Annotated in this window: 20 protein-coding genes; 9 read left to right on the top strand and 11 right to left on the bottom strand. The window is 69.2% G+C overall.

The genetic code is table 11. The annotated features are described in order from the left end of the window. Positions 1-99 precede the first annotated feature (99 nt). Positions 100-597 (bottom strand): flavin reductase family protein, encoded by a 498-nt coding sequence (locus AB8619_RS14835; RefSeq protein WP_436793409.1) that lies wholly within the window; start codon positions 595-597, stop codon positions 100-102. A 64-nt stretch (positions 598-661) separates the two neighbouring features. On the opposite strand from AB8619_RS14835, the gene AB8619_RS14830 reads away from it, so the two are divergent. Further along, a complete protein-coding gene (locus tag AB8619_RS14830; protein ID WP_436793408.1) occupies positions 662-2476 on the top strand; it encodes an AarF/UbiB family protein in 1815 nt (604 codons plus the stop codon). 25 nt (positions 2477-2501) lie between these two features. On the opposite strand, the gene AB8619_RS14825 is transcribed toward AB8619_RS14830, so the two are convergent. The 5 genes from AB8619_RS14825 to AB8619_RS14805 form a co-directional block, all read right to left on the bottom strand. Further along, positions 2502-3152, bottom strand: a complete 651-nt coding sequence (locus AB8619_RS14825) for a nitroreductase family protein (RefSeq protein ID WP_436793407.1) — start codon at positions 3150-3152, stop codon at positions 2502-2504. A 189-nt stretch (positions 3153-3341) separates the two neighbouring features. After that, a complete protein-coding gene (locus AB8619_RS14820) occupies positions 3342-4031 on the bottom strand; it encodes a hypothetical protein (protein ID WP_436793406.1) in 690 nt (229 codons plus the stop codon). Further along, a complete protein-coding gene (locus AB8619_RS14815; RefSeq protein WP_436793405.1) occupies positions 4028-4621 on the bottom strand; it encodes an RNA polymerase sigma factor in 594 nt (197 codons plus the stop codon). Before AB8619_RS14815 ends, AB8619_RS14820 begins: the two co-directional genes overlap by 4 nt. Positions 4622-4638: 17 nt before the next feature. Continuing rightward, positions 4639-5793, bottom strand: a complete 1155-nt coding sequence (locus AB8619_RS14810) for an LLM class flavin-dependent oxidoreductase (RefSeq protein ID WP_436793404.1) — start codon at positions 5791-5793, stop codon at positions 4639-4641. Between the two features lie 60 nt (positions 5794-5853). Continuing rightward, positions 5854-6885, bottom strand: coding sequence for a hypothetical protein (locus AB8619_RS14805; protein ID WP_436793403.1), 1032 nt, complete (start codon positions 6883-6885; stop codon positions 5854-5856). 106 nt (positions 6886-6991) lie between these two features. Here AB8619_RS14805 and hrpA point away from each other — a divergent pair, with 106 nt between their 5' ends. Genes hrpA through AB8619_RS14790 form a run of 3 tightly spaced genes read left to right on the top strand, consistent with a single transcriptional unit; the run spans position 6992 to position 12545 of the window. Then, positions 6992-10714 carry an ATP-dependent RNA helicase HrpA gene (gene hrpA, locus AB8619_RS14800; protein WP_436793402.1) on the top strand — a complete coding sequence of 1241 codons (3723 nt, stop codon included), beginning with the start codon at positions 6992-6994 and terminating at the stop codon, positions 10712-10714. Continuing rightward, a complete protein-coding gene (locus tag AB8619_RS14795; RefSeq protein WP_436793401.1) occupies positions 10714-11400 on the top strand; it encodes a DUF2510 domain-containing protein in 687 nt (228 codons plus the stop codon). The genes hrpA and AB8619_RS14795 overlap by 1 nt, the downstream gene beginning before the upstream one ends. A gap of 29 nt (positions 11401-11429) precedes the next feature. Next, the gene (locus AB8619_RS14790) at positions 11430-12545 is read left to right on the top strand and encodes a hypothetical protein (RefSeq protein ID WP_436793400.1); all 1116 of its coding nucleotides are present in this window, start codon (positions 11430-11432) and stop codon (positions 12543-12545) included. Between the two features lie 22 nt (positions 12546-12567). Here the strand turns inward: AB8619_RS14790 and AB8619_RS14785 are convergent, their stop codons facing one another. Then, positions 12568-13425, bottom strand: coding sequence for a fructosamine kinase family protein (locus AB8619_RS14785; protein WP_436793399.1), 858 nt, complete (start codon positions 13423-13425; stop codon positions 12568-12570). A 162-nt stretch (positions 13426-13587) separates the two neighbouring features. On the opposite strand from AB8619_RS14785, the gene AB8619_RS14780 reads away from it, so the two are divergent. Next, the gene (locus AB8619_RS14780) at positions 13588-14625 is read left to right on the top strand and encodes a dipeptidase (protein ID WP_436793398.1); all 1038 of its coding nucleotides are present in this window, start codon (positions 13588-13590) and stop codon (positions 14623-14625) included. A gap of 22 nt (positions 14626-14647) precedes the next feature. Beyond that, entirely contained in the window at positions 14648-15772 is a 1125-nt protein-coding gene (locus AB8619_RS14775; RefSeq protein ID WP_436793397.1) for a sterol desaturase family protein, read from the top strand. An 18-nt stretch (positions 15773-15790) separates the two neighbouring features. Here the strand turns inward: AB8619_RS14775 and AB8619_RS14770 are convergent, their stop codons facing one another. Together AB8619_RS14770 and AB8619_RS14765 are read right to left on the bottom strand one after the other, a co-directional pair. After that, on the bottom strand, positions 15791-16756 hold the full coding sequence (locus AB8619_RS14770) for a patatin-like phospholipase family protein (RefSeq protein ID WP_436793396.1): 966 nt from the start codon (positions 16754-16756) through the stop codon (positions 15791-15793). A gap of 18 nt (positions 16757-16774) precedes the next feature. Continuing rightward, complete coding sequence (locus tag AB8619_RS14765) at positions 16775-17230, bottom strand: GatB/YqeY domain-containing protein (protein WP_436793395.1); 456 nt, start codon at positions 17228-17230, stop codon at positions 16775-16777. A gap of 66 nt (positions 17231-17296) precedes the next feature. Between AB8619_RS14765 and AB8619_RS14760 the strand changes: the two genes are divergently transcribed. Both AB8619_RS14760 and AB8619_RS14755 read left to right on the top strand, forming a co-directional pair. After that, positions 17297-18205: an alpha/beta fold hydrolase gene (locus AB8619_RS14760; protein WP_436793394.1), complete on the top strand. Its 909-nt coding sequence runs from the start codon at positions 17297-17299 to the stop codon at positions 18203-18205. A gap of 58 nt (positions 18206-18263) precedes the next feature. Next, a complete protein-coding gene (locus AB8619_RS14755) occupies positions 18264-19427 on the top strand; it encodes a hypothetical protein (RefSeq protein ID WP_436793393.1) in 1164 nt (387 codons plus the stop codon). Here the strand turns inward: AB8619_RS14755 and AB8619_RS14750 are convergent. After that, positions 19409-20590 (bottom strand): hypothetical protein, encoded by a 1182-nt coding sequence (locus AB8619_RS14750; RefSeq protein ID WP_436793392.1) that lies wholly within the window; start codon positions 20588-20590, stop codon positions 19409-19411. The genes AB8619_RS14755 and AB8619_RS14750 overlap by 19 nt on opposite strands. 52 nt (positions 20591-20642) lie before the next feature. Between AB8619_RS14750 and AB8619_RS14745 the strand changes: the two genes are divergently transcribed. Continuing rightward, a complete protein-coding gene (locus AB8619_RS14745) occupies positions 20643-21212 on the top strand; it encodes a TetR/AcrR family transcriptional regulator (protein WP_436793391.1) in 570 nt (189 codons plus the stop codon). 16 nt (positions 21213-21228) lie between these two features. On the opposite strand, the gene AB8619_RS14740 is transcribed toward AB8619_RS14745, so the two are convergent. After that, positions 21229-22470, bottom strand: a complete 1242-nt coding sequence (locus AB8619_RS14740; RefSeq protein ID WP_436793390.1) for an alpha/beta hydrolase fold domain-containing protein — start codon at positions 22468-22470, stop codon at positions 21229-21231. Positions 22471-22476: the final 6 nt, after the last annotated feature.

Here is a 22476-nt window from a genome sequence, read left to right as displayed (position 1 = left end):
CATTGTGCGCACTTTCCGTACGTGTGATCGCGCGCTCAGTGATGGCGTCCGAAGGGTCCACCACCGACTGGGTGGACCGTGCTAGGCGCTGATCGGCGATCAGTGGCGCTTCACGCCGCCGTACTTCATGCGGGTGTCGCGCATCGATGCCGACGACGCCTCGTCGTCACGGATGGCGGCGTCGACGACCTCGCCGATGAAGAGCGTGTGGGTCCCGAGGTCGTGGGTCTGACGGACCTCGCACTCGACGTGGGCGATCGCCTCCTCGAAGACCGGGGCACCGGTCACGCCGTCGCGGACGGCTCGCCCGTTGAGCGTCGTCCCCTCGTCGGTGGCCGGCTTCGAGAACTTGACGAACACCCGGGTGTCGTCCGCCGACCAAAGGTTCACGGTGAACGACCCGCCGTCCGAGATCAATCGATGGGTGACGGCGGTGTTGTCGACGCCGATGCCGATCAGGACGGGCTCCATGGACAGCTGGGTGATCCAACTCGTGGTCATCGTGTTCCGTTCGTCGCCGGACCGAGACCCCACGAGCGCGAGCGCGTTCGGGATCTTCCAGGTGACCTTGTTGAGGAGTTCGTCTTCGAGGACCATGTCCCGAGGGTAGGGGCCGTGGTCGGCGTTCCTCGCCGGAGGCGCGATGCGCGAGGCTCCACGGATGCGGACGAACCAGACATCCGAGGTCGCGTCGATCGGGCCGGACGCGACCATCGCCGAGGCCGCCCGGCTGTTGCAGCAACGACACCAGTCCGCGGTCGTCGTGCTCGAGGGCGGACGTCTGGTCGGCCTCCTGACCGAGCGAGACCTGCTGGCCGTGATCGTCGATGGCGACGACCCCGCCGCAGTTTCAGTGCGTCGTCGGATGAGCGTCGATGTGGTGACCGTCGGACCGGACGTCGACACCATGGCGGCCCGCGAGCTCATGGGTCGACACAACGTCCGCCACCTGCCGGTGGTCGACGGTGGCGCAGTCGTCGCGATGATCGAGCAGACCGAGCCCCGTGTCGGTCTCAACTTCGGTGGCCGCCGCGAGGTCCCCGACGCGACCACACCTCGGGAGACCATCGAGGGCTTCCACGGCCCCTACGCCGACGGGCCCCCGCCCGAAGACCTGGTGGTCGACGAGCCCGCCCTGGACCGGTTCGGCTTCACCGAGATCCGGCGAGGTCTCACGATCGGCATCGTCCTCACCTGGAGCATCGTCCGGTCGCTCCTCCGCCGCCGCCTCGACCTCGTGTTCCGCCGCAAGGACGTCGTCGGCTGGTGGGACGCAGCGAGCGCGGGCGCCGTCGACGCGTTCGAGGCGCTCGGTCCGGCGTTCGTGAAGCTCGGCCAGATCATGGCGTCGTCACCCGGGGTCTTCCCCGAGCCGCTGGCCGACGCGTGCCAACGGACGCTCGACGAGGTCCCGCCGTTCGACAGCGCCACCGCCCGTCAGATCATCACCGACGACCTCGGCCACACGCCCGAGGAGCTGTTCACGTTCTTCGACGACAAGCCGTTGTCGGCGGCGTCGATCGGCCAGGTCCATGCGTGCACGCTCCCCGACGGACGTCAGGCGGTGGTCAAGCTCCAGCGTCCGGGCATCCGTGCGCTGATGACGGCCGACCTGCGGATCCTGTGGCGCATCGCCAAGCTCGCCGAGCGGTGGGACTGGCTGAAGTCGGCCGACCCGGTCGCGGTCATCGAGGACACGGCGAGCGTGAACTTCCAGGAGCTCGTGCCGGCACTCGAGGCGACCCGCCAGGCGGCGTTCCGCGAGCGGATCGGCTTCTTCGGTGACAACCACAACATCACCGCTCCGGAGGTGTACTGGGACTACTGCGGGCCGCGGGTGATCTGCATGGAACGGATGACGGGGACGCCGCTCGACGAGTTCGAGGAGATGGCGCGCCGCGGCATCGACGGCGAGCTGATGTTGCGCTGGGGCGCGAAGGTCTGGATCGAGTCGGTCTGTGTGCACGGGCCGTTCCACGGCGACATGCACGCCGGGAACATCTGGTTCCTGCCCGACGGGCGAGCGAGCTTCCTCGACTTCGGGATCATGGGCGAGCTCGCCCCCGAGTTCCGCCAGGTGATCAAGGACATCCTCTACACCTGCATGATCGACGGCGACTTCACCCGGGTCGCTCGGGCCTACCGCTCGGTCGGGGTGTTCCCGGCCGACATCGGCACGGACGAAGAGCTGGGGATGCGCCTGCAGATGATCCTCGGCCCGATGCTCGAGGCCGGCATCGGTGGGATGAACCTGGGCGAGATGCTCAAGATGAGCATCGACCTCATGGACAACTACGGCGCGAAGGGTCCCAAGGAGATGGTCCTGGTCGCCAAGCAGCTCGCCTACATGGAGCGCTATGCCAAGGGCATGGCCCCCGACTACCAGATCATCCAGGACCTCTACCTGATCAAGAACATCTTCCCCGACGAGGTGGCGCGCAAGGTGGAGGAGATGGGGATCTCGCTGCCGGACTGATCGCTGGTGGCCGGACGGCCGCGGTTCACTCGGGCTTGTTGCCCCAGTGGTCCATGTGGACGATCCGCTCGACCGGCGGGCGCTCGGCCGGCTTGAAGTCCGTGCCCTGCGTGTAGGCCACCGGGAGCAGCGCGATCTGCATGACGCCGTCGGGGATGCCGAGGATCTCGGCCGCTTCGGCCTCCTTGCCGAGGTGGAGCGTGGTCAGACAGGACCCGAGGCCGCGGCTGCGCAACGCGAGCTGGAAGCTCCAGATGGCGGGGTAGATCGAGCCCATCATCCCCGACCAGTCGCCGACGCTGTTGTCCGAGGTGAGTCGGCCCTTGGCGCACGGGATCACGTGGACCGGGACCTCCTCGAGGTGCTGTGCGAGGTAGTTGGCCGACGACATGACCCGCTTGACCTGGCCCTCCGTCGCCGTCGCCTCGGCGGCAGCGAGGTACTCGCCGCCCGCCGAGCGGTACAGCTCGGCCAGGGCGAGGCGGGTGTCGGCGTCGCGGATGATCATCCAACGCCAGTTCTGCATGTTGGAACCGGTCGGTGCCTGCTGCGACAGCCGGATGCAGTCGAGGAGGACGTCGTCGGGGACGTCCTTGTCGAGGTCGAGTCGCTTGCGCACCGCCCGGGTGGTGCTGAGGAGGTGGTCGACGGTTTCGAGATCGAACGGTCCGGTCATGTCCCAGGGCTAGCACAGCGCTGCCGCTGCGACGGGGCCGGAGCAAAAATGAGTTCGAGCCGCCCGAAGGCGGCTCGAACTGCTGGCGCTCCGTGTGGTCGTCCCTGGCGGTAGGCAACCAACGGGCCTGCAGTGGAGTGATCGCCCGAGCCGTCGGCGGGATACGGGTCGATCGCAGAAAAGTTCCGGTCAATCCTGCTGATCGTCGTCGGCCTTCTTGCCGGCGGAATCCGGCTTCTTGGTGTCGGACTTCGTGGCGCCTGGCGGTGTGGCCGGCTTGCCGTTGCCGTTGCCTTCCGGGGTCGCCGGAGTGGCTGGCGTGGCCGGGGTCGCGGGCCCTTCGGAGGACCCTGGCTCGGCTGGCGTGGCGGGTTCGGCGCCGTTGCCGTTGCCGTTGCCGTTGCCGTTGCCGGACTCGGCCGGCGTCGCGGGTTCTCCCGGTCCGCCGGGTGTCGCCGGCGTGGTGCCGCTCTTGCCGGAGGTGTCGGGCGACTCGTCGAGATCCTCGAGATCCGGAGCGTCTTCGGCGTCGTTCGCCCGCGACGATCCGTCGGGCACGTCCACACCGACGACCTCGGCGACCGAACTCACGACCCGCTGGGCCGGGGCCGGCAACCGATCATCGGCTCCGAGACCAGCGATCACCGCGACTGCGGCGGCGGCGACTGCGGCGACGCGCCAGGAGGCGGCTCGCCGCCAACGCCATGCCACCGCGACCGGGGGAGACGCGACGGCGCTCCGGGCGGTCGCAGCGGCCCGTTGGATCTGGGCCACCCGGAGCGACGAGTCGGCGGGCGGAGCGACCAGGCGATCGAGCGCGTCGAAGACCTCGTTCAGCTCGGGATGGGTCTCCCGGTCGAGGCGGTCGTCGGCACTCATGGTTCACTTCCGTCATCGTCGGCGACGGCGTTCGGATACGGGTCCTGTTCGAGGCGGCGCTGGATGCGAGCGATGGCCCGGTGCTGGAGGGCCTTGACCGCTCCGGGCGGTTTGCCCATCACTGTGGCCGTCTCGGCGATGCTGAGCTCACCGAGGATTCGCAGGGTGAGGACTTCGCGCTGTTCCTCGGTCACCCACTGCAACATGGCCAGGGCGCCGTCGGCGTCGATACGCGCCGTCGCCTCGCCGATGCTGTCGGCACGGGCCTCGAGATCATCGAACTCACGCGGGGCGACCGCGTCGGTCGCTCGCCGCTTCCGCCGGCGGAGGTCGTCGGCGAGGCGGTGGTGGGCGATCGTGAACATCCACGACCGGAGGCGCTCGCCGTCGCCGTCGAACCGTCCGATCCGTTCTGCCGCCGCCGCGAACACGTCGCCGACCAGGTCGTCCGGGTCCGACACCCCCTTTGCCCGGGCATAGCCGGCGATCCGCCCGGCGAGCTCCTGGTACAACTCGGCCCAGGCCCGCTCGTCACCGGCGGTCAGCCGCGCGACGAGATCGTCCTCACTCGATTCGCGCGGCCAGGGCACACCCTGAATGGTGCACCTCAGTCAGTGGTGGTGACCAGTCGTACGTCGGTGTCGGCCGCGGCCAGTCGACGGTGCCGGGCGCTGCGTGCCTCCGGGTCGGTGTCGAAGTGCGGGATCACCTGGTCGCCGAAGAGGCTCACCGACTCCTCGATGAGGTCGAACGGGAGTGCCGTGCCGGTCGGGCCCATGATGAGCTGGTCGACGCCGATGCCGTCCCACTTCTCGAGCGCCTCACCGCACTCGTCGGGTGTCCCCACGATCGAGGTGCCCTTCTCGAACCCGGCCGCCAGCTGTTCGAGCGTGGGGTCGGGGATCTCCGTGGGCCAGTCCGGGACCATCGGAGGCTTGGGGAACGTGTCGAGGTACTTGAACACCAGGCTCTGCTGGCGCCCGTTGCGCGACCGGGTCATGTGCTCACGGGCGGCGTCGCCGTCCTCGAGGCACAAGAAGTTGGTGGTCACCGCGATGTTGTCGTTGACGAAGTCGCCGACCGGATCGGCGTGCTGGATGGCTTCCTTGTAGGTCTCGACGAGCGGACGCATCTTCTCGGGCGAACCCCCGGTGAAGCAGAGGACGCCGAGGCCGAGCTTGCCGGCCTTCTCGAACGTCTCCGGGTTGCCGGCTGCGACCCACATCGGAGGATGCGGCTTCACGTAGGGCTTGGGGAGCACGTTGCGCTCGGGCATCGAGAAGAACTTGCCGTCGAAGCTGTACGAGTCCTGGCTCCACATCTTGCGGAACTCGGGCATGACCTCGTCGAACATGTCGCGGGTGAGGTCCGGATCGGTGATGCCGAATCCGCCCTGCTCGGTGGTCGACGAACCGCGGCCCGTGCCGAAGTCGAAGCGCCCACCGGAGAGATGGTCGAGCATCGCCACCCGTTCGGCGATGCGGGCCGGGTGGTTCACCGGGGGCGTCACGTTGATGATTCCCGAACAGACTCGGATGTTCTCGGTGCGGGCGAGGATGTGGGGCATCACGACCTCGTTGGCCGAGATGTGGCTGTACTCGGTCAGGAAGTGGTGCTCGGTGACCCAGACGTACTTCCAGTTGTGGGCGTCGCCGACCTCGGCGATGCGCGCCTCGTTCAGGAGGCGGACGTGTTCCGCCTCGTCGTCACGCCCGTCGAGATAGTCGGGTACCCAGCCACCGATGAAGAGTCCGAATTCCATGGCCGGCAGTCTCGCGCGAATCTGACACCGCGTCAGATTCGGCGGACGAGTCGGCCAGGGTCAGTCGCCGACGGCGTCGAACTCGCGGAGGACTCGGTCGGCGTCGGGGTGCTGGCGGATCCGTTCCTCGAGCATCTCGCGCTGCTGTTCTGCTGCGAGCTTGGGTTGTTCGACCGTGGCCCACTGCACGAGATCGCCCCAGAACCGGTCGATGACCTCGGCGCCGGAGATGGTCCCGCCCTCGAGGGTCTTGAACGTGATCGAGCGGATCTCGCCCAGGTACAGCCGCAGCGACGTGACGTGGATCTCCTCGTCGGTGCGGATGCGCCCGATGATCTCCGCTGCCTCGGCCGACTTGGCGTCGTCGGCGAAGAGTCCGGGAGTGCGCAGGATCGACTGTGACTCCGAGAAGCCGAGTTCGGCCCGGAACTCGATGATCAACAGGTTCGTGAGCAACGAGAGCAGACCCTCGATCTCCGGCGGGAGTTCGGGTATGCGGCGTCCGGCCGCGAAGCCCTCGCCGCCGTCGTCACGAGCGATGCTCTCGGGCGGATCGACGTCGGGATGTGCTCCGGCACCGAAGGCGAGATCACGAGCGGCGAACCACATCTCGTCGTGCCCGCCGATTCCTTCAGCCGGGATGCCTCCCTCGTCCAGGCCGTGGGCGACGAGCAGTCCCTTGTTCAGGTGGCCGATGCCCATCGTGGAGATGTCGTCGACGATGTGGGGCTGGAGATCGGGGAACTCGACGTCGGCGAGCAGACGCCCGCGGGCCTCGATCTTGCCGATGATGGTCAGGGTGTTCCAGAACGTCTCACCGAGTCCGTTGCGGAGCAGGACCCGCGACTGCTCGACGTTCGGGAGGCGGACGCCGTCGAGCAGCGACGCGGTGGCGTCGAGGATCTCTCCACCCCGCGAGCGCAGGGCGTCGGTCCACGCATCGACGGCCGGGCCGCGGTGCAGCGTCCGGGGCGGCGTGTAGGTGCCGTCGGCGAGGAATCCTCCGTGCATGCGACGTCCGTGGACGACGTGGGGCTCGGCGTAGTCGTGCTCCGCCATCAGCTCGTCGCGTGTGTAGGTGAGTTGTGCCACGGTTCCCCCCGGGTTCAGATCTTGACCGTGCGGTCAACCGTAGCCATCCATTCCGCTCGTGCACCATGGCGACCGGTCGACGGCCGCTCATACTGGTACGAGGACCATGGACTTCACGACGCCCGATCTCCCGATCTCGCTCCGCAAGGACGAGTTGCTCGAGGTCATCGACGCGCACCAGGTCGTGATCGTGGCGGGCGAGACGGGTTCGGGCAAGAGCACACAGCTCCCCAAGTTCTGTCTCGAGCTGGGGCGTGGGCGCGCCGGCCTCATCGGGCACACCCAACCCCGGAGGATCGCCGCGCGAGCCGTGGCCGAACGCGTCGCCGAGGAACTGGGCGTCTCGCTGGGCGAAGAGGTGGGGTACGCCGTTCGTTTCACCGACAAGGTGGGGAAGCGGACCCTCCTCAAGGTCATGACCGACGGCATCCTGCTGAACGAGCTGCAGCGTGACCGTGACCTGACGAAGTACGACACGATCATCGTCGACGAGGCCCACGAGCGGAGTCTCAACATCGACTTCATCCTCGGGTATCTCCGCCAACTGCTGCCCCGGCGACCCGACCTGAAGGTGATCGTCACCTCGGCCACGATCGACACCGAGCGGTTCGCCGCGCACTTCGCCGGCGTCGCGGGAAACGGCGACGGGCCTGCACCGATCGTCGAGGTCTCGGGCCGCACCTTCCCGGTCGAGCTCCGGTACCGGCCTCCCGAGGACGACGACACCGTGGCGGCGGTGACCGACGCGGTGCGCGAGCTGCTCGACGAGCAGATGGGCGACGTGTTGGTCTTCCAGTCGGGCGAGCGGGAGATCCGTGACACGGCCGAGGCGGTCGAGGGACTGAAGCTGGCGAACACCGAGGTCGTTCCCCTGTACGCCCGGTTGTCGTCAGCCGAGCAGCACCGCGTGTTCGCGTCGCACACGAAGCGCCGTGTCGTGATCGCGACCAACATCGCCGAGACCTCGCTCACGGTTCCCGGGATCCGGTCGGTGGTCGACCCGGGCACGGCTCGCATCTCTCGCTACAACAAGCGGACCAAGGTGCAGCGTCTGCCGATCGAGCCGATCTCCCAGGCGTCGGCCGACCAGCGCGCTGGTCGCTGTGGCCGAGTGGCCCCCGGCGTCTGCATCCGACTCTTCGAGGAGGACGACCTCGTCGACCGGCCCGAGTTCACCGAGCCCGAGATCCTGCGCACCAACCTCGCGTCGGTCATCCTCCAGATGACCGCCCTGGGTCTCGGCGACGTCGAGTCGTTCCCGTTCGTCGAACCGCCCGACCGTCGCAACATCGCCGACGGCGTGGCGCTGCTCGAGGAACTCGGCGCCCTCCAGACCGGCCGTCCTGCGCACGACCGCCGGCTCACGCAGCTGGGGCGCCGCCTGGCCCGACTCCCCGTCGACCCGACGCTCGGCCGCATGGTGCTCGAGGCCGGCCGCAACGGCTGTGTCCACGAGGTCATGGTCATCGCCGCGGCACTCTCGATCCAGGACGTCCGCGAACGGCCGGTCGGCAAGGAGCAACAGGCCGCCGAGTCGCATGCCCGGTTCCGGGTGCCGGGTTCGGACTTCCTCGGGATGCTCGCACTCTGGGATCACCTGAAGGCACGGCAGAAGGCGCTGGGCTCGGGAGCGTTCCGACGCGAGTGCAAGGCCGAGTACCTCCACTTCGTCCGCCTCCGGGAATGGCAGGACGTCTACACGCAGCTCCGTCAGGTGGTCCGGTCGCTGAAGCTCGAGATCAACACCACGCCGAGCGACGAGCACGCCATCCACCGTTCGCTGCTCGCCGGACTGTTGGGCAACGTGGGGGCTCGCGACGAGGAGCAGGCCGAGCGGGGACCGGCGGAGTTCATCGGCGTACGCAACGCCCGGTTCGCCATCGGACGCGGGTCGGCGCTCTCGAAGAAGCCGCCCAAGTGGGTCATGGCCGCCGAGTTGGTCGAGACCAACCGGATGTGGGCCCGCACCGCTGCCACCGTCCAGCCCCAGTGGATCGAACACGCGGCCCGCCACCTCGTGAAGTCGACCTACGGCGAGCCGTGGTGGAACCAGGAGCGGGGGACCGCACAGGTGATCGAACGGGTCCAACTCCGCGCGCTGACCCTGGTGGAGGGACGAGCGGTCGACGTCGGCCGGATCGACCCCGAGCGAGCGCGTGAGCTGTTCGTCCTGCATGCCCTGGTGCGTGGCGAGTGGGAGACGCACCACCGATTCGTCGCACACAACCGGGCGCGGATCGACGAGGTCCGCTCGATGGAGGATCGGGCACGTCGCCGCGATCTCCTGATCGACGAGGACGCGGTCTTCGACTTCTTCGACGCCCGTGTCCCCGACGACATCACCGACGTCCGTCGTTTCGACCGATGGTGGCGCGACGAGATCGGCGTGCATCCGGCGCTGCTCGACCTCTCGGTCGACGATCTCCTCGCCACGGACGACGGAGTCGACGACGAGGCCTTCCCCACGACGTGGTCGGTGGGGGAGTCCGGCGGCACGAGGATCGAGGTCCCGGTCGACTACTCGTTCCAGCCCGGTGACGTGCGCGACGGCGCGATCTTCGAGATCCCCGTCGCCGTCCTGAACCGGACCGACCCGTCGCCGTTCGAGTGGTTGGTGCCCGGTCTCCGGCTCGAGTTGGTGACCGCCATGATCCGGGCGCTGCCGAAGGCCGTCCGCCGCCACCTGGCCCCGGCGCCGGATCGAGCAGCCGAGGCGCACCAGTCGATCGACCCGTCGGACGGACCGTTCCGCGTCGTCCTGGCCAAGACGCTCACCCGGCTCGCCGGGGTCGAGATCGTCCCGTCGATGTGGGACGGCGTCGAACTGCCCTCGCACCTGCGCCCGTGGTTCCGGGTGACCGGTGACGAGGGCCTACTGGCCGAGGGCGACGACCTCGACGACCTCGAGCGGCGGCTGCGTGCGCACGTGCGGTCGACCGTGGTCGCGGAGTCGCCGGACATGGAGCGCGACGGGATCACCGACTGGTCGATCGGCACGCTGCCGCGGTCCATCACCTCCGACGTGGGTGGCCTCACGGTCGAGGGCTATCCGTCGCTGGTCGACCTGCGCGACTCGGTGGGCGTGCGGGTCCTCGCGTCGACGAGCGAGCAGCAGGCGCTGCACTGGAACGGCACCCGCCGTCTCCTCAAGCTGCAGTTGCCCCGCCCGGCCCGGACGGTCCAGGGAGCACTCGACGCCCACACGATGCTGGGTCTGGTCACTGCGCCCCACGGCTCGGTCTCGGCCGCGGTCGACGACGCGCTCGATGCCGTGCTCGACGCGATCCTCCTCGATCACGGCGGCCCTGTCTGGGACGAGGAGTCGTTCTCGCGGCTGCTCGCGGACACCCGTGACCGTTACGTCGACGAACTGGTCGAGGCCGTCCGTTGCATGGCGGTCGCGGTGCAACACGTCGGGCAGTTGCACGAGCGTCTGGCCCGGCCCGCGCCGATCGAGTGGTCGGCAGCGCTCGACGACATCACGACCCAGGTCCGGCACCTGGTCTTCGACGGCATGGCGGTGAGCATCGGGACCGAGCGTCTCGTCGACATCCCCCACTACCTCGACGCCGTCGACGTACGGATCGACAAGCTCCGCGAGGGTGTGCGCGCCGACCACGAGCGGATGGCGATCGTCCACCGAGTGGTGACCGAGCACGCATCGCTCGTCGCCGAGGTGGGCTTGACTGCGGCGCTCGACGACATCCGGTGGATGATCGAGGACCTGCGGGTCCAGCAGTTCGCGCAGCACCTCGGCACCCGGAGCCCGGTGAGCGCCCAGCGCATCCGTCGCGCCCTCGACCGGGTCCGACGCGACACCATGGGGTGATGGCGACACCCGGTTGGTATCCCGACACCTCGATGACCGGAACCCAGCGCTACTGGGACGGCGTGCGTTGGACCGAGCACGTTGCTCCGCTGGCAGGAGCGCCGACCGTCCCGGCACCGGTCCGGCCACCCCGACGTCGCGCCGACGGCTCGGTCGCCGGGCCACCGTTGTGGGCGTCGTTGACCGTCGTCGCCGGAGGCATCGCCCTCATCGTGGTCGCCCTCGCCCTGGTCATCCCCGCCTTCGTCGACGCCATCAGCGGACCGCGTTGGGAGGTGCCCGGCAGTCACCGGGTGACACTCGAGGAGGGACCGTGGATGCTCTACGAGCGCGACGACTTCGGCCTGGTGATCCGACCCCAGACCGTCATGGTGACCGGTCCGGAGTCGGTGGAGACCCGGGCTGACTCGTCGTTCACGGAGACCATCAGCATCAACGGACGCGACTACGTGGGTGTGGTGCGTTTCGACATCGATCGCCCGGGGACCTACGACATCACCGTGCGGGGAGAGTCGTCGTTCGGGACCGAGGTCCTGCTCGCCCGGCCCTTCTCGTCGATCGGCTCGTACTGGCCGTGGTTCCTGGCGATCGGCGCCGGCGGGCTCCTGATCGTCATCGGCACGGTCATGACGATCGTGGGCGCGGTCAACCGGGGTCGAGCCAAGCGGTACGCCGCTGCCTCCTGACGGTGTGTCAGATCTGACAGGGTGGCGGCATGCTGAGCTCCTGGGACGACTACCCCATCCACCAGATCGCCGAGCCGGTACGTCACGTCGGCACCAGCGACCGCAACTTCTACGACCGGTACTACTTCAACCTGCACTCGTGCAGTGGCGACCTCTTCGCGGTCATGGGGATGGGCATGTATCCCAACCTGGGGACGCACGACGCGTTCATCACGGTCCGTCGTGGCGACACCCACCACGTGGTCCGAGCCAACAAGCCGCTCGTCGACCGCATGGACACGTCGGTCGGTCCGTTCCGGATCGAGATCATCGAGCCGCTCCGGTCGTTGCGGTTGGTCTGCGACGCACCGGACCTCGACCTGTCGTGCGACCTCGTGTGGAACGGCGTCTTCGAGCCGTGGATCGAGCCGCGCCACTACTCCCGCAAGCACGGTCGGATCGTCTTCGACACTTCACGGTTCGCGCAGAACGGCCGCTGGTCGGGATCGCTGCGGGTCGGTGACGAGACCTTCGAGGTGACCCCGGATCGCTGGTGGGGTGCACGGGACCGTTCGTGGGGCGTGCGGCCGGTCGGCGAGCCCGAACCCTCCGGTATCCAGACCGAGCCGGTGATGACGGGCATGTGGAACTACGTGCCGATGCAGTTCGACGACCACTCGATCCTCGTCCTCATCCAGGAGGAGGGGAACGGTCACCGAGTCATGGACGAAGCGGTCCGCATCTGGCACGACGCGGCGAAGGAGCCCGAGTGGTTGGGCTCCGCCCACGTCTCGCACACCTTGCGTCCCGGCACCCGTCTCGTCGAGACACCGTCGACGTTCCACCTCCCCGATGCCCCCGGTGGGCCCATCGAGATCCTGTGCACACCCCTCGTGCACAACTACCTCGGGATCGGCACGGGCTACGGCCTCGGCGACGAGTACCGCCACGGGATGTGGATCGGCGACGAGACCACCGTCGAGGGCAAGTCGTGGCCGATGAGCGAGTTGGACGAGTGGGCCTGGTGGGCGATCGTCGAACACTGTGCCCGCTTCGACTACGCAGATGGAGCGGCCGACCACACCGGTCACGGCATGTTCGAGCACATGTTCATCGGGCCGTACCCACAAGGCGGGCTCCCGGAGGGCACCAGCGTCGGCAGCTGACGGTCGTCGCAACAGCGAAGCGTCAGAGCAGCTGGCCGAGCGCACGCTCGACCGCAGCGACGTAGCCGCCACCGAACTTCACGGCGTGCACGATCAGCGGCGCCAACTGATGGAGCGGTACTCGCTCCGCCGAGCCCTCGGCGAGGGGGAACGTCGCGGCGTAGTCCGCGAAGCAGGCATCGCCGAAGCCGCCGAACAGCCGCATCATCGCCAGGTCGAACTCCCGATGACCGCCGTGCGCCGCCGGGTCGATCAGCCACGACTGTCCCGCCACGTCGACGAGGCGGTTCCCCGACCAGAGATCGCCGTGGAGCCGAGCCGGTGGTTCGGGGTCGCCGCCCAGGTCGCCGAGACGATCGCTCACCCGGTCGATGGCCCGGACGGTGGATGCCTCGAGCGCCCCTTGGTCGCGGGCCATCCGTGCGAGCGGGATCAGTCGTTGGGTGGCGTAGAACTCGACCCAGGTGTCGCACGGCTCGTTCGGGAGTCCTCGGCTGCCGGTGGTCCGGCGGTCCTCACGCCCGAAGGTCGCGGCGCCGCTGCGGTGCATCGCCGCCAGGGCCCGACCGAGCGCGGCCTCGGTGTCCGGTCGGGGGTCGCCCTCGTCGATCCACTCCAGCACGAGGAACGCCGGGTCGTCGCCAACGGCCAGGACCGAAGGGACCAGGACGGCGTCGGACTCGCGCAGCCAGTCGAGCCCCGATGCCTCGGTGGTGAAGAAGTCGTCCGGCGGGTTGGCGTGCGTCTTGACGAACACCCGTCGGCCGTCGCCGAGCGTCGTGTCGTAGGCCTCGCTGACGTCGCCGCCGGACACACTCCGCCACGAGGCTGGTGACGTCTCGAGCACTCGGCGGATCTCGTCGACGACGGTGGCGTCCATCGGTTGGAACGTACTCGTCACCCCGGCGATCGAGACACCGGCGACCGAAGACACGCACGGCGGGGGCGCCCCTGTACGCCCCACACCGTGCGGTCACTTCACTGGTTTCTACGGAGCTCGGAACGATCCGGATGACGAAACGGGCATGACTATCGTCCGACCGTGGATCCTTCGCTCCTCGCCGATGCCGACACGCTGCTCCGAGACCCGGAGGTCGACGTGGTCGATCTCCACCTCGACACCTACATCGCCTCGCGGATCGCTCGACGCGACCTCCAGAAGCAGCATCGACTCGGCGGCCCGCTCCAGTACCGCCTGTACGGGATGGTCGACCTGCCGTCGGCCATCGACGCCGGGATGACCGGCGGGATGTGGTCGATCACGACCAATCCGTTCCGCCCGGCCCGGGCCCGACAGCGGGCCTTCCATCGGAACCTCCGCGGCATCCAGGCCGAGTTCGAGCGACGACCGGACCGCGCCGACGTCGTCCGCAATCTGACCGAGTACCGCGCCGCCCGCGACGCTGGGCGACACGGCGCCTTCCTCGCCATCCAGGGCGGGAACGCGATCGAGCACGACCCCTCGCTGCTCGATGCCATGCCCGGCGACCTGATCTGCCGGATCACGCTCGTCCACCTGACCGACTCGGGCATCGGCGCGACCTCGGCGCCGTCGCCTCGGCGGACCGTCGCGGGTCTGACGAACCTCGGCCGTGACTACGTCCGCCGCTGCAATGCGGCGCGGATCCTCGTCGACCTCGCCCACATCAGCCGCATTGGGTTCGACGATGCGCTGGCCGTACACGACCCCGACCTCCCGCCGATCGTCACCCACACCGGCGTGGACGCGGTCAACGAGCACTGGCGCAACCTCACCGACCACCAGATCCGTGCCATCGCCGAGCGTGGCGGCACCGTCGGGATCATGTACCAGTCGTCCTTCCTCGGCGAGCCGTACTGGGGCGGACGGTGCGAGGCCGTGCTCGACCACGCACAACACGTCATCGACCTGGTGGGCGAGGACCACGTCAGCCTGGGAAGCGACTGGGATGGCGCGATCATGCCGCCCCGCGACCTCCGTCGACCGGCGGACCTCCCGAACCTCGTGGCGGGGATGCTCCGCCGAGGTTGGACGATCGATCGTTGCCGCAAGGTGCTCGGAACGAACGCGCTCCGGGTGATCGGGGCGGTCCGGCCGTGAGCGATCCGTCAGACTGGTCGCCGTGCTGGACCTGACTGTCGCCTCGATCCCCATCTACTTCGGGACCATGGCCGCCGAGCAGCGGTACCTGGCCAAGCGGGCGGCGGTCCACGGTCCCACGACCGGCGACTACACCAAGGAGGACACGGCCACGTCGTTGGCCATGGGCGTCGGATCCCTCCTCGCCCCGCTGATCACCCCCAAGTTGGTCAAGCACGTCATCCCCGGCAAGGGGAAGTACGGCAAGGTGCTCGTCGGCGCGACCTTGGCGGCCGCGGCAGCGACGTCGATCGCCGACCGTGTCGTCGCTCGTGCCCCCGACGACGCCGAACTGGACGCCTCGTCGACAGACGGTCGCCGTCGTTGGAGTCGGCTCGCGGCCAAGGTCCGCCGAGTCACGGGGCCGGCAGCGGTGGCCACGGGAACGCTGGCGACGGCCACCTTCTTCGCCTCGCGCACCAATCCCGACACCATGTGGGAGAAGGGCGAGGCCCACGACCGCGGCGAGGGTGCGGCGGCGTGGATCGCCGCGATCGCCGGGTGGGACTTCATCTACTACTGGAACCACCGGTTCATGCACGAGATCCGGGCGATGTGGGCGCTCCACGTGGTCCACCACTCGAGTGAGCGCTACAACCTCTCGACCGCACTCCGTCAGCCGGTAGCCGACGTCCTCGGCGTCTGGATCCCGTACGGATTGCTGGCCCGGGCCGGCGTCCGTCCCCACCTGATCTCCCAGGCTCGTGCGATCAACCTGCTGTACCAGTACTGGATCCACACCGAGACGATCCGTTCGATCGGCCCGGCCGAGGCGGTGCTCAACACCGCGTCGCACCACCGGGTGCACCACGGGTCGAACTCGCAGTACCTCGACCGCAACCACGGGTCGATCCTCATCGTCTGGGACAAGCTCTTCGGGACGTTCGAGCCCGAGGACGAGCCGGTGGTCTACGGACTCACCAAGAACATCGACTCGTTCAACCCGGCGGTCGTCGCCTCGCACGAGTACAAGGACATCCTCCGCGACGTCGCCGACTCCGACACGTGGTCCGACCGTCTGTCCTTCGTGTTGCGGGGGCCGGGATGGGCGTACGAGCGCCACCGCGAGCGTGCGGAGTTCGCAGCGTCGACTGCCGGCGTGTCCTGACCCGGCGACGCCCGGTGCTCAGACGCCGACGTCGGCCAGCGCGCTCTCGGTCAACGACCGCCCGATCTCGATGAGTTCCTCGGCGCGGTGGAACTCGAACGTCCGGGCGCTCGACTTCGGGATCTCGACCAACACGTCGGGGGGATAACCGGCGAGCTTGTAGCTGGTCAGCGTGGACTGCATCGTCTCGTACGCCAGGTTCATGATGTCGAAGCGGCTGAAGTCGGCGAGGTCGTCCGACTCGGAGCGCTCGCCGTCGCGCGACAGCTTGGCCCGCACGACATCCCAGTCGAGGAGCCGTGCCGCGCGCTCGCGTAGCGATGCCCACCGCTCGTCCTCCACGGCGGGATCGTCGGCGCCCTCGACGACCGGGACCAGCGGCCCCGACGGCTTCGTCGGGCTGTGGCGTCGGGTCTCGCCGGACAGGTGGACGGCGATCGTGATGTCGGCCTGCGCCGACAACGTCGGGAGGATCGGCACCGGGTTCATGAGGGCGCCGTCGACCAGGAGTTGGTTGTCGGTGACGACGGGGGCGAGGAGGGAAGGGATGGCGATCGAGGCGCGGATCGCATCGGAGAGCGAACCGTCCTGGAACCAGACCTCCCGCTGGGAGAGCAGGTCGGTCGCCACGGCGGTGTAGGCGATGGGGAGGTTCTCGATGGCGACGTCGCCGATCATCTCGCCGACCATGCTGAAGAGCTTGTCGCCGCGGATCGCGCCCATCGACGACAGCGACAGATCCACGAGCCGGAGCACGTCGCGCTGGCGGAGCGTGATGGCCCAGTCCCGGTACTCGTCGAGGTTCCCCGCTGCGTAGAGGCCACCGACGAGCGCGCCCATCGAACAGCCGGCGACGGCGATCACCTCGTATCCGCTGGCCTCGATCACCTCGAGCGCACCGATGTGGGCGTACCCACGAGCACCGCCGCTGCCCAGCACCACTGCGGCAGTCGGTTTCACCTCGGGGTCGGGGGAGTCAGCCACGCGCCCATCATGTCCGGTTCAGCCGACGAGGCGCGACTTCACCATCGCCGACACGACTTTGCCGTCGGCCCGCCCGGCGACCGCGCCCATGACCGCCTTCATGGCGAGACCCATCTGCGACGGCTCGGTGAACCCGCCGTCGGCGAGGGCACTGTCGACGATCGCGGCGAGCTCGGCCTCGTCGAGTCCCTTGGGCAGGTAGGCCGCCAGGACCTCGCGCTCGGCCAACTCCTGATCGGCCTGGGCGTCGCGACCGCCGTCGCGGAACGCCTCGGCGGCCTCGTCACGACGCTTCACCTGGGTGCGGAGCACGGCCTCGACCTCGGCGTCGTCGAGGACCTTGGCCTCGGATCCGGCGACCGCCGCCTCCTTCACGGCGGCGATGGCCATGCGCAGCGTCGCGGTGGTGAGCTGATCGCGCGCCTTCATGGCGGTGGTCAGGTCGGACTGGAGTCGTTCGGCGAGTGTCGTCACGACGCCCAACCTACGACGATCCGGCGTCCGGTCCATCGGTCATTGCCGGCCTCCTAGGGTGCCGCCATGGCGACTCCTGACTACGACGAGTTCGGACTGTTCCACGAGAACGCGGCCGAGGCCGGCCTCGAATGGACGGGCGCACCGACGGTCGAGCGCGTGGCGGTGACCCTCGACGACGGCCGGGTCATCCGCGGCCTCCGCTGGGGGACGACACCGCCCGAGATCGTCTTCCTCCACGGAGGCGGCCAGAACGCCCACACGTGGGACACGGTGGCGCTCGCCCTCGATCGACCCCTGCTCGCCATCGACCTCCCGGGCCATGGTCACTCGGACGGAACGGCGCCCGCGACGGCGATCTCCCCGCGATCGCTCGCCGAGGACATGGCGGTCGTCGTCGCCGAGCTCGCACCCGACGCGGCGCTCGTCGTGGGGATGTCGCTCGGCGGCATGACGGCGATGGAGCTCGCCGTGGTCGCGCCGGCACTCGTGCGCAAGCTGATGATGGTCGACGTCACGCCCGGCGCCGACAAGGAGAAGGCGTCCGACGTGCTCGCTTTCCTCGCGGGTCCGGAGTCCTTCGCGTCGTTCGACGAGATCCTCGAGCGAACGGTGCTGTTCAACCCGACACGGTCCGAGACGTCGCTGCGTCGCGGCATCCTCCACAACGCGGTCGAGCAGCCCGACGGCAGCTGGGTCTGGCGTCACCAACGCGGGGGAGCGGCCGACATGGTCGAGCGGCGAGACGGCGATCTCGACTTCTCCCGCCTCTGGGACGACCTCGCCTCGATCGAGGTCCCGGTCCAGTTGGTCGTCGGCGATCGGTCGCCCGTGGTCGACGAGGAGGACCAGGCGTCGTTCCGCCAGCGTCAGCCGGATGCCCAGATCCTCACGGTGGACGATGCGGGACACTCGATCCAGGGCGACCAACCCCTCGAGTTGGCCCGACTCATCGAGGCGTTCCTGGACGCCTGACCGTTTGCCCGGTCGACGCTGCCGCGGTCGCCGGCGCGTCGTCCGACATCATGGGGACGTGCGTCGCGCCCTCGCCGCCGTGCTCCTCGCGGTCAGTCTCTGGATCGGCTCGCTCGCGTGGACCGGATTCATCATGACCCGGACCGTCCTGGACCCCGGCCGATCAGAGGCCGTGGCCGACGCGCTCCTCGACGACCCCGACGTGCACGATCAGTTGGTCGCCAACATCGCCGGAGGACTCGAGTCCGCCATCCCTGCTGGCTTCGCCGTGGACCGGGCCACGCTCGATGCCGCCGCCGAGACCGCGCTCGACTCGCCCGAGGTCGAGGCGCTGTTCCGCACTGCCTTCGTCGACACGCACCAGGCGTTCCTGGGCGAGGGCGACCCGCCGCGTTCGATCGACGGTGGCGCGTTCGGCAGCGCGGCGCGTTCGGCGCTGGTGGAATCGAACCCGGAGCTCGACGGCCTGCTGCCCGCCGCGCCCTCGCTCGAGATCCCTCTGCCGACCGAGCGGGTGCCCGACCTCGGCCCGGTGCGACGGGCGCTCGACGTCGCGGTACCGATTCTGGCGGCGGTCGCGGCGGTCGGGGCACTGATGGCCCTGGTCATCACCTCGAACCGACCGGCGATCCTGCGACGTGCCGGCGTGTGGGCCATCGGGCTGTCGGCGTTCGTGCTGGTCTTCGCGTTCGGCGTCCCGGCGTTGGCGCAGTCGTTCGCCCCGGCGCAGGCAGCCGTCGTGGCGTCGCTCATCGGCGCGCTCGCCGAGGCGAGTCAGGGACCGGCCCTGGCATTGGCCGGTGCCGGCGTCGCCGGGCTCGTGGCGTCGTTCATCTGGAAGCCGACGGCGAATGCGGTGCGGGCCGAACCGCAGGCTGCCCCGCCTCGTCAGCGACGCTCACCTCATCCGCCGACGCAACGGATCCCCCGCCAGCCCCGCTCTCGACCGGGCTCGCGGCCGCCGGCACCGACACGCCCGGCCGCACGTCCTGTCGTACCGCCGCGAGCGACGCCGACACGGCCACCGATCGCGCCATCGGCCGCCGCTCCCGCGCCGACCATGGTCCAGCGCACGGCCCCGCAGGCGACACCGCGCCCACCGGTCGCCGACCAGCCCGGTCGTCGTTGGGTCGAGGGGACCGGATGGGTGCTCGACGGCAGCTCCAGCATCCCGCCCGACGCCCGATGGGTTCCCGGGGTCGGCTACGTGGTCGACGGCTGACGTCGCCGTCTGCTGCTCGGCAGGCGCAGGACCAGCGCTCGGAGCTCGATGGAACTCCTGACGACTGCTGAACGGGCGGTCTCGGAGCGGCGGAGCCAATCGGCCCCGATGTCGGTGGTGTGATCGTCGGTGATCGACGCGACCTCGTCGATCAGCTCGTCCATCGCATCGATCGCCCGCCGCAACGAGGCCGTGGAAGCGTCGTTCGGGCCGCGCCCCGCGGCCGCCGAGCGCAGTGCCGCCGGGTCCCGGTCGCCGATGGCGGCCTCGGCCGCGAGGAGCCGTCGGTAGCGGTCGGCGGCGACGGTCTCGCCCGGCAGCGCGCAGCTGGTGTGGGCCGTACTCAGGGTGTCGAACACGTGGGCCTGGCCGAGCGCGAGCTCGGAGTGGAAGTACCACTCCTGCTCGTCGTGGTGGAGGAACGCCCAGATGTCGTTCACTGCTCGATCCCCGGAACGGTTCAGGATCCCCTCCGTGGGTAGTGCGTATCGGCACTGGTCGCGGCGACGGTCGACCGTTGCGTTGTGCAGGAGCGTGAGCGGACGGGTCACCTGTCGGAGCGGGAGCCACAGGTTCACCAACATCAATGGTGATCGCCGGTTGGTGCTGTCGGGAGCGTCGTGGCGAAGGATCCTCGGCGCCTGGCCTCGCATCAACTGGCGGAGCGGCGTGCCGAGAACGTCCTGGTCGGCGTGGACGTTGACCGCGCCTCCGTGACGGACTCCGCCGTGGGTGCCTGCGCCCACGTCGATGCCCGCAGGTCCCTCGCTACGGAACAGCACGCCCTCCTCTGCGACGTGCAGGATCAGCAGCTGGGTGCCGTCTCGGAGTAGGACGCGGGATCGGCCCAGCGAGCGTCGGATGGCCACCTCGTTCTCCCGGTTCATCCGCTGATCGCGCCGCACGGTTCGGAGCACGTCGTACAACCCCCGGCGGTCCGGCAGGTCTGCGATCGCGAAGCCGGCGTCGTCGAAGGTCGGGTTCGCTGCCCCGGGAACGGCGAGATCGCGTAGTCCGCACTCGTGCATCGCGAGGGTGGTGTCGTCGAGCGCCGCGGGTTCGATGGTGCTCGACCGGTGGAGTTGGGGACGCTCGTCGTCGGGGTGCACGCGCTCGGGTCGAGCGAACCCGAGAACGGAGGTGACGGTGGGCGGTGGAGGCACACCGAGATTCTGCAAGAGTGCTCTTGCGGAATGCAAGAGCTATCTTGCGACAGTGGCCGTCAACACGCGCGAACGGATCCTGGACCAGTCGTTGGAGTTGTTCGCCCGCAAGGGCGTCGCCGGTACGTCCGTCGTCGAGATCGAGGCTGCTGCGGGCCTGTCGCCGGGGAGTGGGAGCTTCTACCGCCACTTCGAGAACAAGGACGCAGTGCTCGTCGCAGTCGTCGATCGCGAACTCGCACGGGCCGAAGCTGCACGCTCGGAGCGGGTCGACGGATCCGAGCGACTCGAGGTCGTCTACCGCCGGACGCTCGACGAACTGGTCCGCCTGCAACCGCTCATCGAGATCGCTGCTCGGGAGGGCCGTCAGCGGCCCGAGCTCATCGAACCGCTGCAGCGAGTCCTTGCCGAGGACGGAGCGCGGGCCGAGGGCGCGCTCCTCGCCGAGCGGATGGATCGGGGCGAGGTCGCCGACGGCGACGCCGACGCGGTCGCGGCTGTCGCAATGTTCGCCCTGGTCGGGCACCATCTGGCCGAACACTTCTTCGGCGTACCGGTCGGCGCTGGTCGAGACCAGTTCGTCGAGACGCTGTCCCTGATGGTCCGCGGCGACCGATCGTGAAGCGTGGACGAGCCGGTCAGACGACGTCGGCGGCGGTCTCGGCGCGCACGACGTTGAGGAACTGCTCGACGCCACGGCAGGCGGCCCGGGCCCGAGCCACACCGAAGACATCGAAGGCGTGCTGGGCGCCGGGGAACTCGGCGTAGACCGTCGGCTGCGCCGACTCCTTGCGCATGAGGTCGACCATGGACCGGGCCTGCTCGACCGGGATCAGCGAGTCGTTGGTGCCGTGCAGGATGAAGAACGGGACGGAGTCGGGACCGACGTGGGTCATCGACGACGCCTGCTCGTACACCTCGGGGTTGTCGGCGAACTTGGCCTTGACGACCCGCTCCTCGAGGAACTCGAGGACGTCGTCTCGGCCGCTTCCGTCGCGGTTGGTCCAGTCGAACGCGCCGTAGAAGGGGACGGCGGCGCGGACCGAGGTGTCGACGTCCTCGAACCCCTTCTGGAACTGCGGGTCGTTCGGAGTGAGTGCGGCGAGCGATGACAGATGTCCGCCGGCCGAACCGCCGGTGATCGCCACCCAGTCGGGGTCGCCGCCGTGGTCGGCGATGTTCTCCTTGACCCAGCCGATGGATCGCTTCACGTCGGTGATGTGGTCGGGCCAGGTGGCGCGGGGGCTCAGCCGGTAGGTGATCGACACGCAGACCCAGCCGCGCTCGACGAGGTGGACCATGAGCGGGTACGCCTGGCCTTCCTTGTCGCCGGTGACCCAAGCGCCGCCGTGGACCTGGACCATCACCGGCGCCTTGCCGTCGGTCGGGAGGTCGGGCCGCCGCCACACGTCGAGGGTCGAACGGCGGCCGTGGCCGTCGTACGCCACGTGGCCGTCGGTGACGTAGCGCTTGCGCACGGCGGGAGAGGGGAGGAGCGGCAGACCGGTCCGGCTCGGTGCCATCGGGGAGGGCGCAGCGTGTTCGGCGTGGTCGACGCCGAGTTCGTCGGCCAGCGCCCGGTCGACGATTCCTTCGGCGTCAGCGGCGCGCTTGTGGACGCCGAGGAGGACGGCCGAGGCGCCGGCGGTCAGGGCGAGGCCGAGCTTGCCCGCCGCGGTCCGGTGAACGCCGCGCCCGAGCGCATAGGCGGTCGAGATGGCGTTCCCGGTGACGTAGTGCAGCGGCAGCTCCGACGCCGGGAGACCGAGCGCGAACGACGGGATCGATGCGAGTCCCTCTCGGGCGAACGGCTTGTTGGCGTTGAGTGCGTTGAGCAGACGAAAGGCGCTGCCGGCGAGGTACTTGGTCCCGGATTCCATGTCGAC

Origin of the sequence: Actinospongiicola halichondriae (genome assembly GCF_049103745.1) — a bacterium.
GTDB classification, from domain to species: Bacteria; Actinomycetota; Acidimicrobiia; order Acidimicrobiales; family Salinilacustritrichaceae; genus Salinilacustrithrix; species Salinilacustrithrix halichondriae.
The sequence above is the reverse complement of the archived record's forward strand: the minus strand, read 5'-3'. Positions and strand labels throughout refer to the sequence as shown.

Bases quoted from the DNA above. Each gene is read 5' to 3' on its own strand.
- AB8619_RS14835 (WP_436793409.1), bottom strand. From the start codon at position 597: ATGGTCCTCGAAGACGAACTCCTCAACAAGGTCACCTGGAAGATCCCG.
- AB8619_RS14830 (WP_436793408.1), top strand. From the start codon at position 662: ATGCGGACGAACCAGACATCCGAGGTCGCGTCGATCGGGCCGGACGCG.
- AB8619_RS14825 (WP_436793407.1), bottom strand. From the start codon at position 3,152: ATGACCGGACCGTTCGATCTCGAAACCGTCGACCACCTCCTCAGCACC.
- AB8619_RS14820 (WP_436793406.1), bottom strand. From the start codon at position 4,031: ATGAGTGCCGACGACCGCCTCGACCGGGAGACCCATCCCGAGCTGAAC.
- AB8619_RS14810 (WP_436793404.1), bottom strand. From the start codon at position 5,793: ATGGAATTCGGACTCTTCATCGGTGGCTGGGTACCCGACTATCTCGAC.
- hrpA (WP_436793402.1), top strand. From the start codon at position 6,992: ATGGACTTCACGACGCCCGATCTCCCGATCTCGCTCCGCAAGGACGAG.
- AB8619_RS14795 (WP_436793401.1), top strand. From the start codon at position 10,714: ATGGCGACACCCGGTTGGTATCCCGACACCTCGATGACCGGAACCCAG.
- AB8619_RS14790 (WP_436793400.1), top strand. From the start codon at position 11,430: ATGCTGAGCTCCTGGGACGACTACCCCATCCACCAGATCGCCGAGCCG.
- AB8619_RS14785 (WP_436793399.1), bottom strand. From the start codon at position 13,425: ATGGACGCCACCGTCGTCGACGAGATCCGCCGAGTGCTCGAGACGTCA.
- AB8619_RS14760 (WP_436793394.1), top strand. From the start codon at position 17,297: ATGGCGACTCCTGACTACGACGAGTTCGGACTGTTCCACGAGAACGCG.
- AB8619_RS14740 (WP_436793390.1), bottom strand. From the start codon at position 22,470: ATGGAATCCGGGACCAAGTACCTCGCCGGCAGCGCCTTTCGTCTGCTC.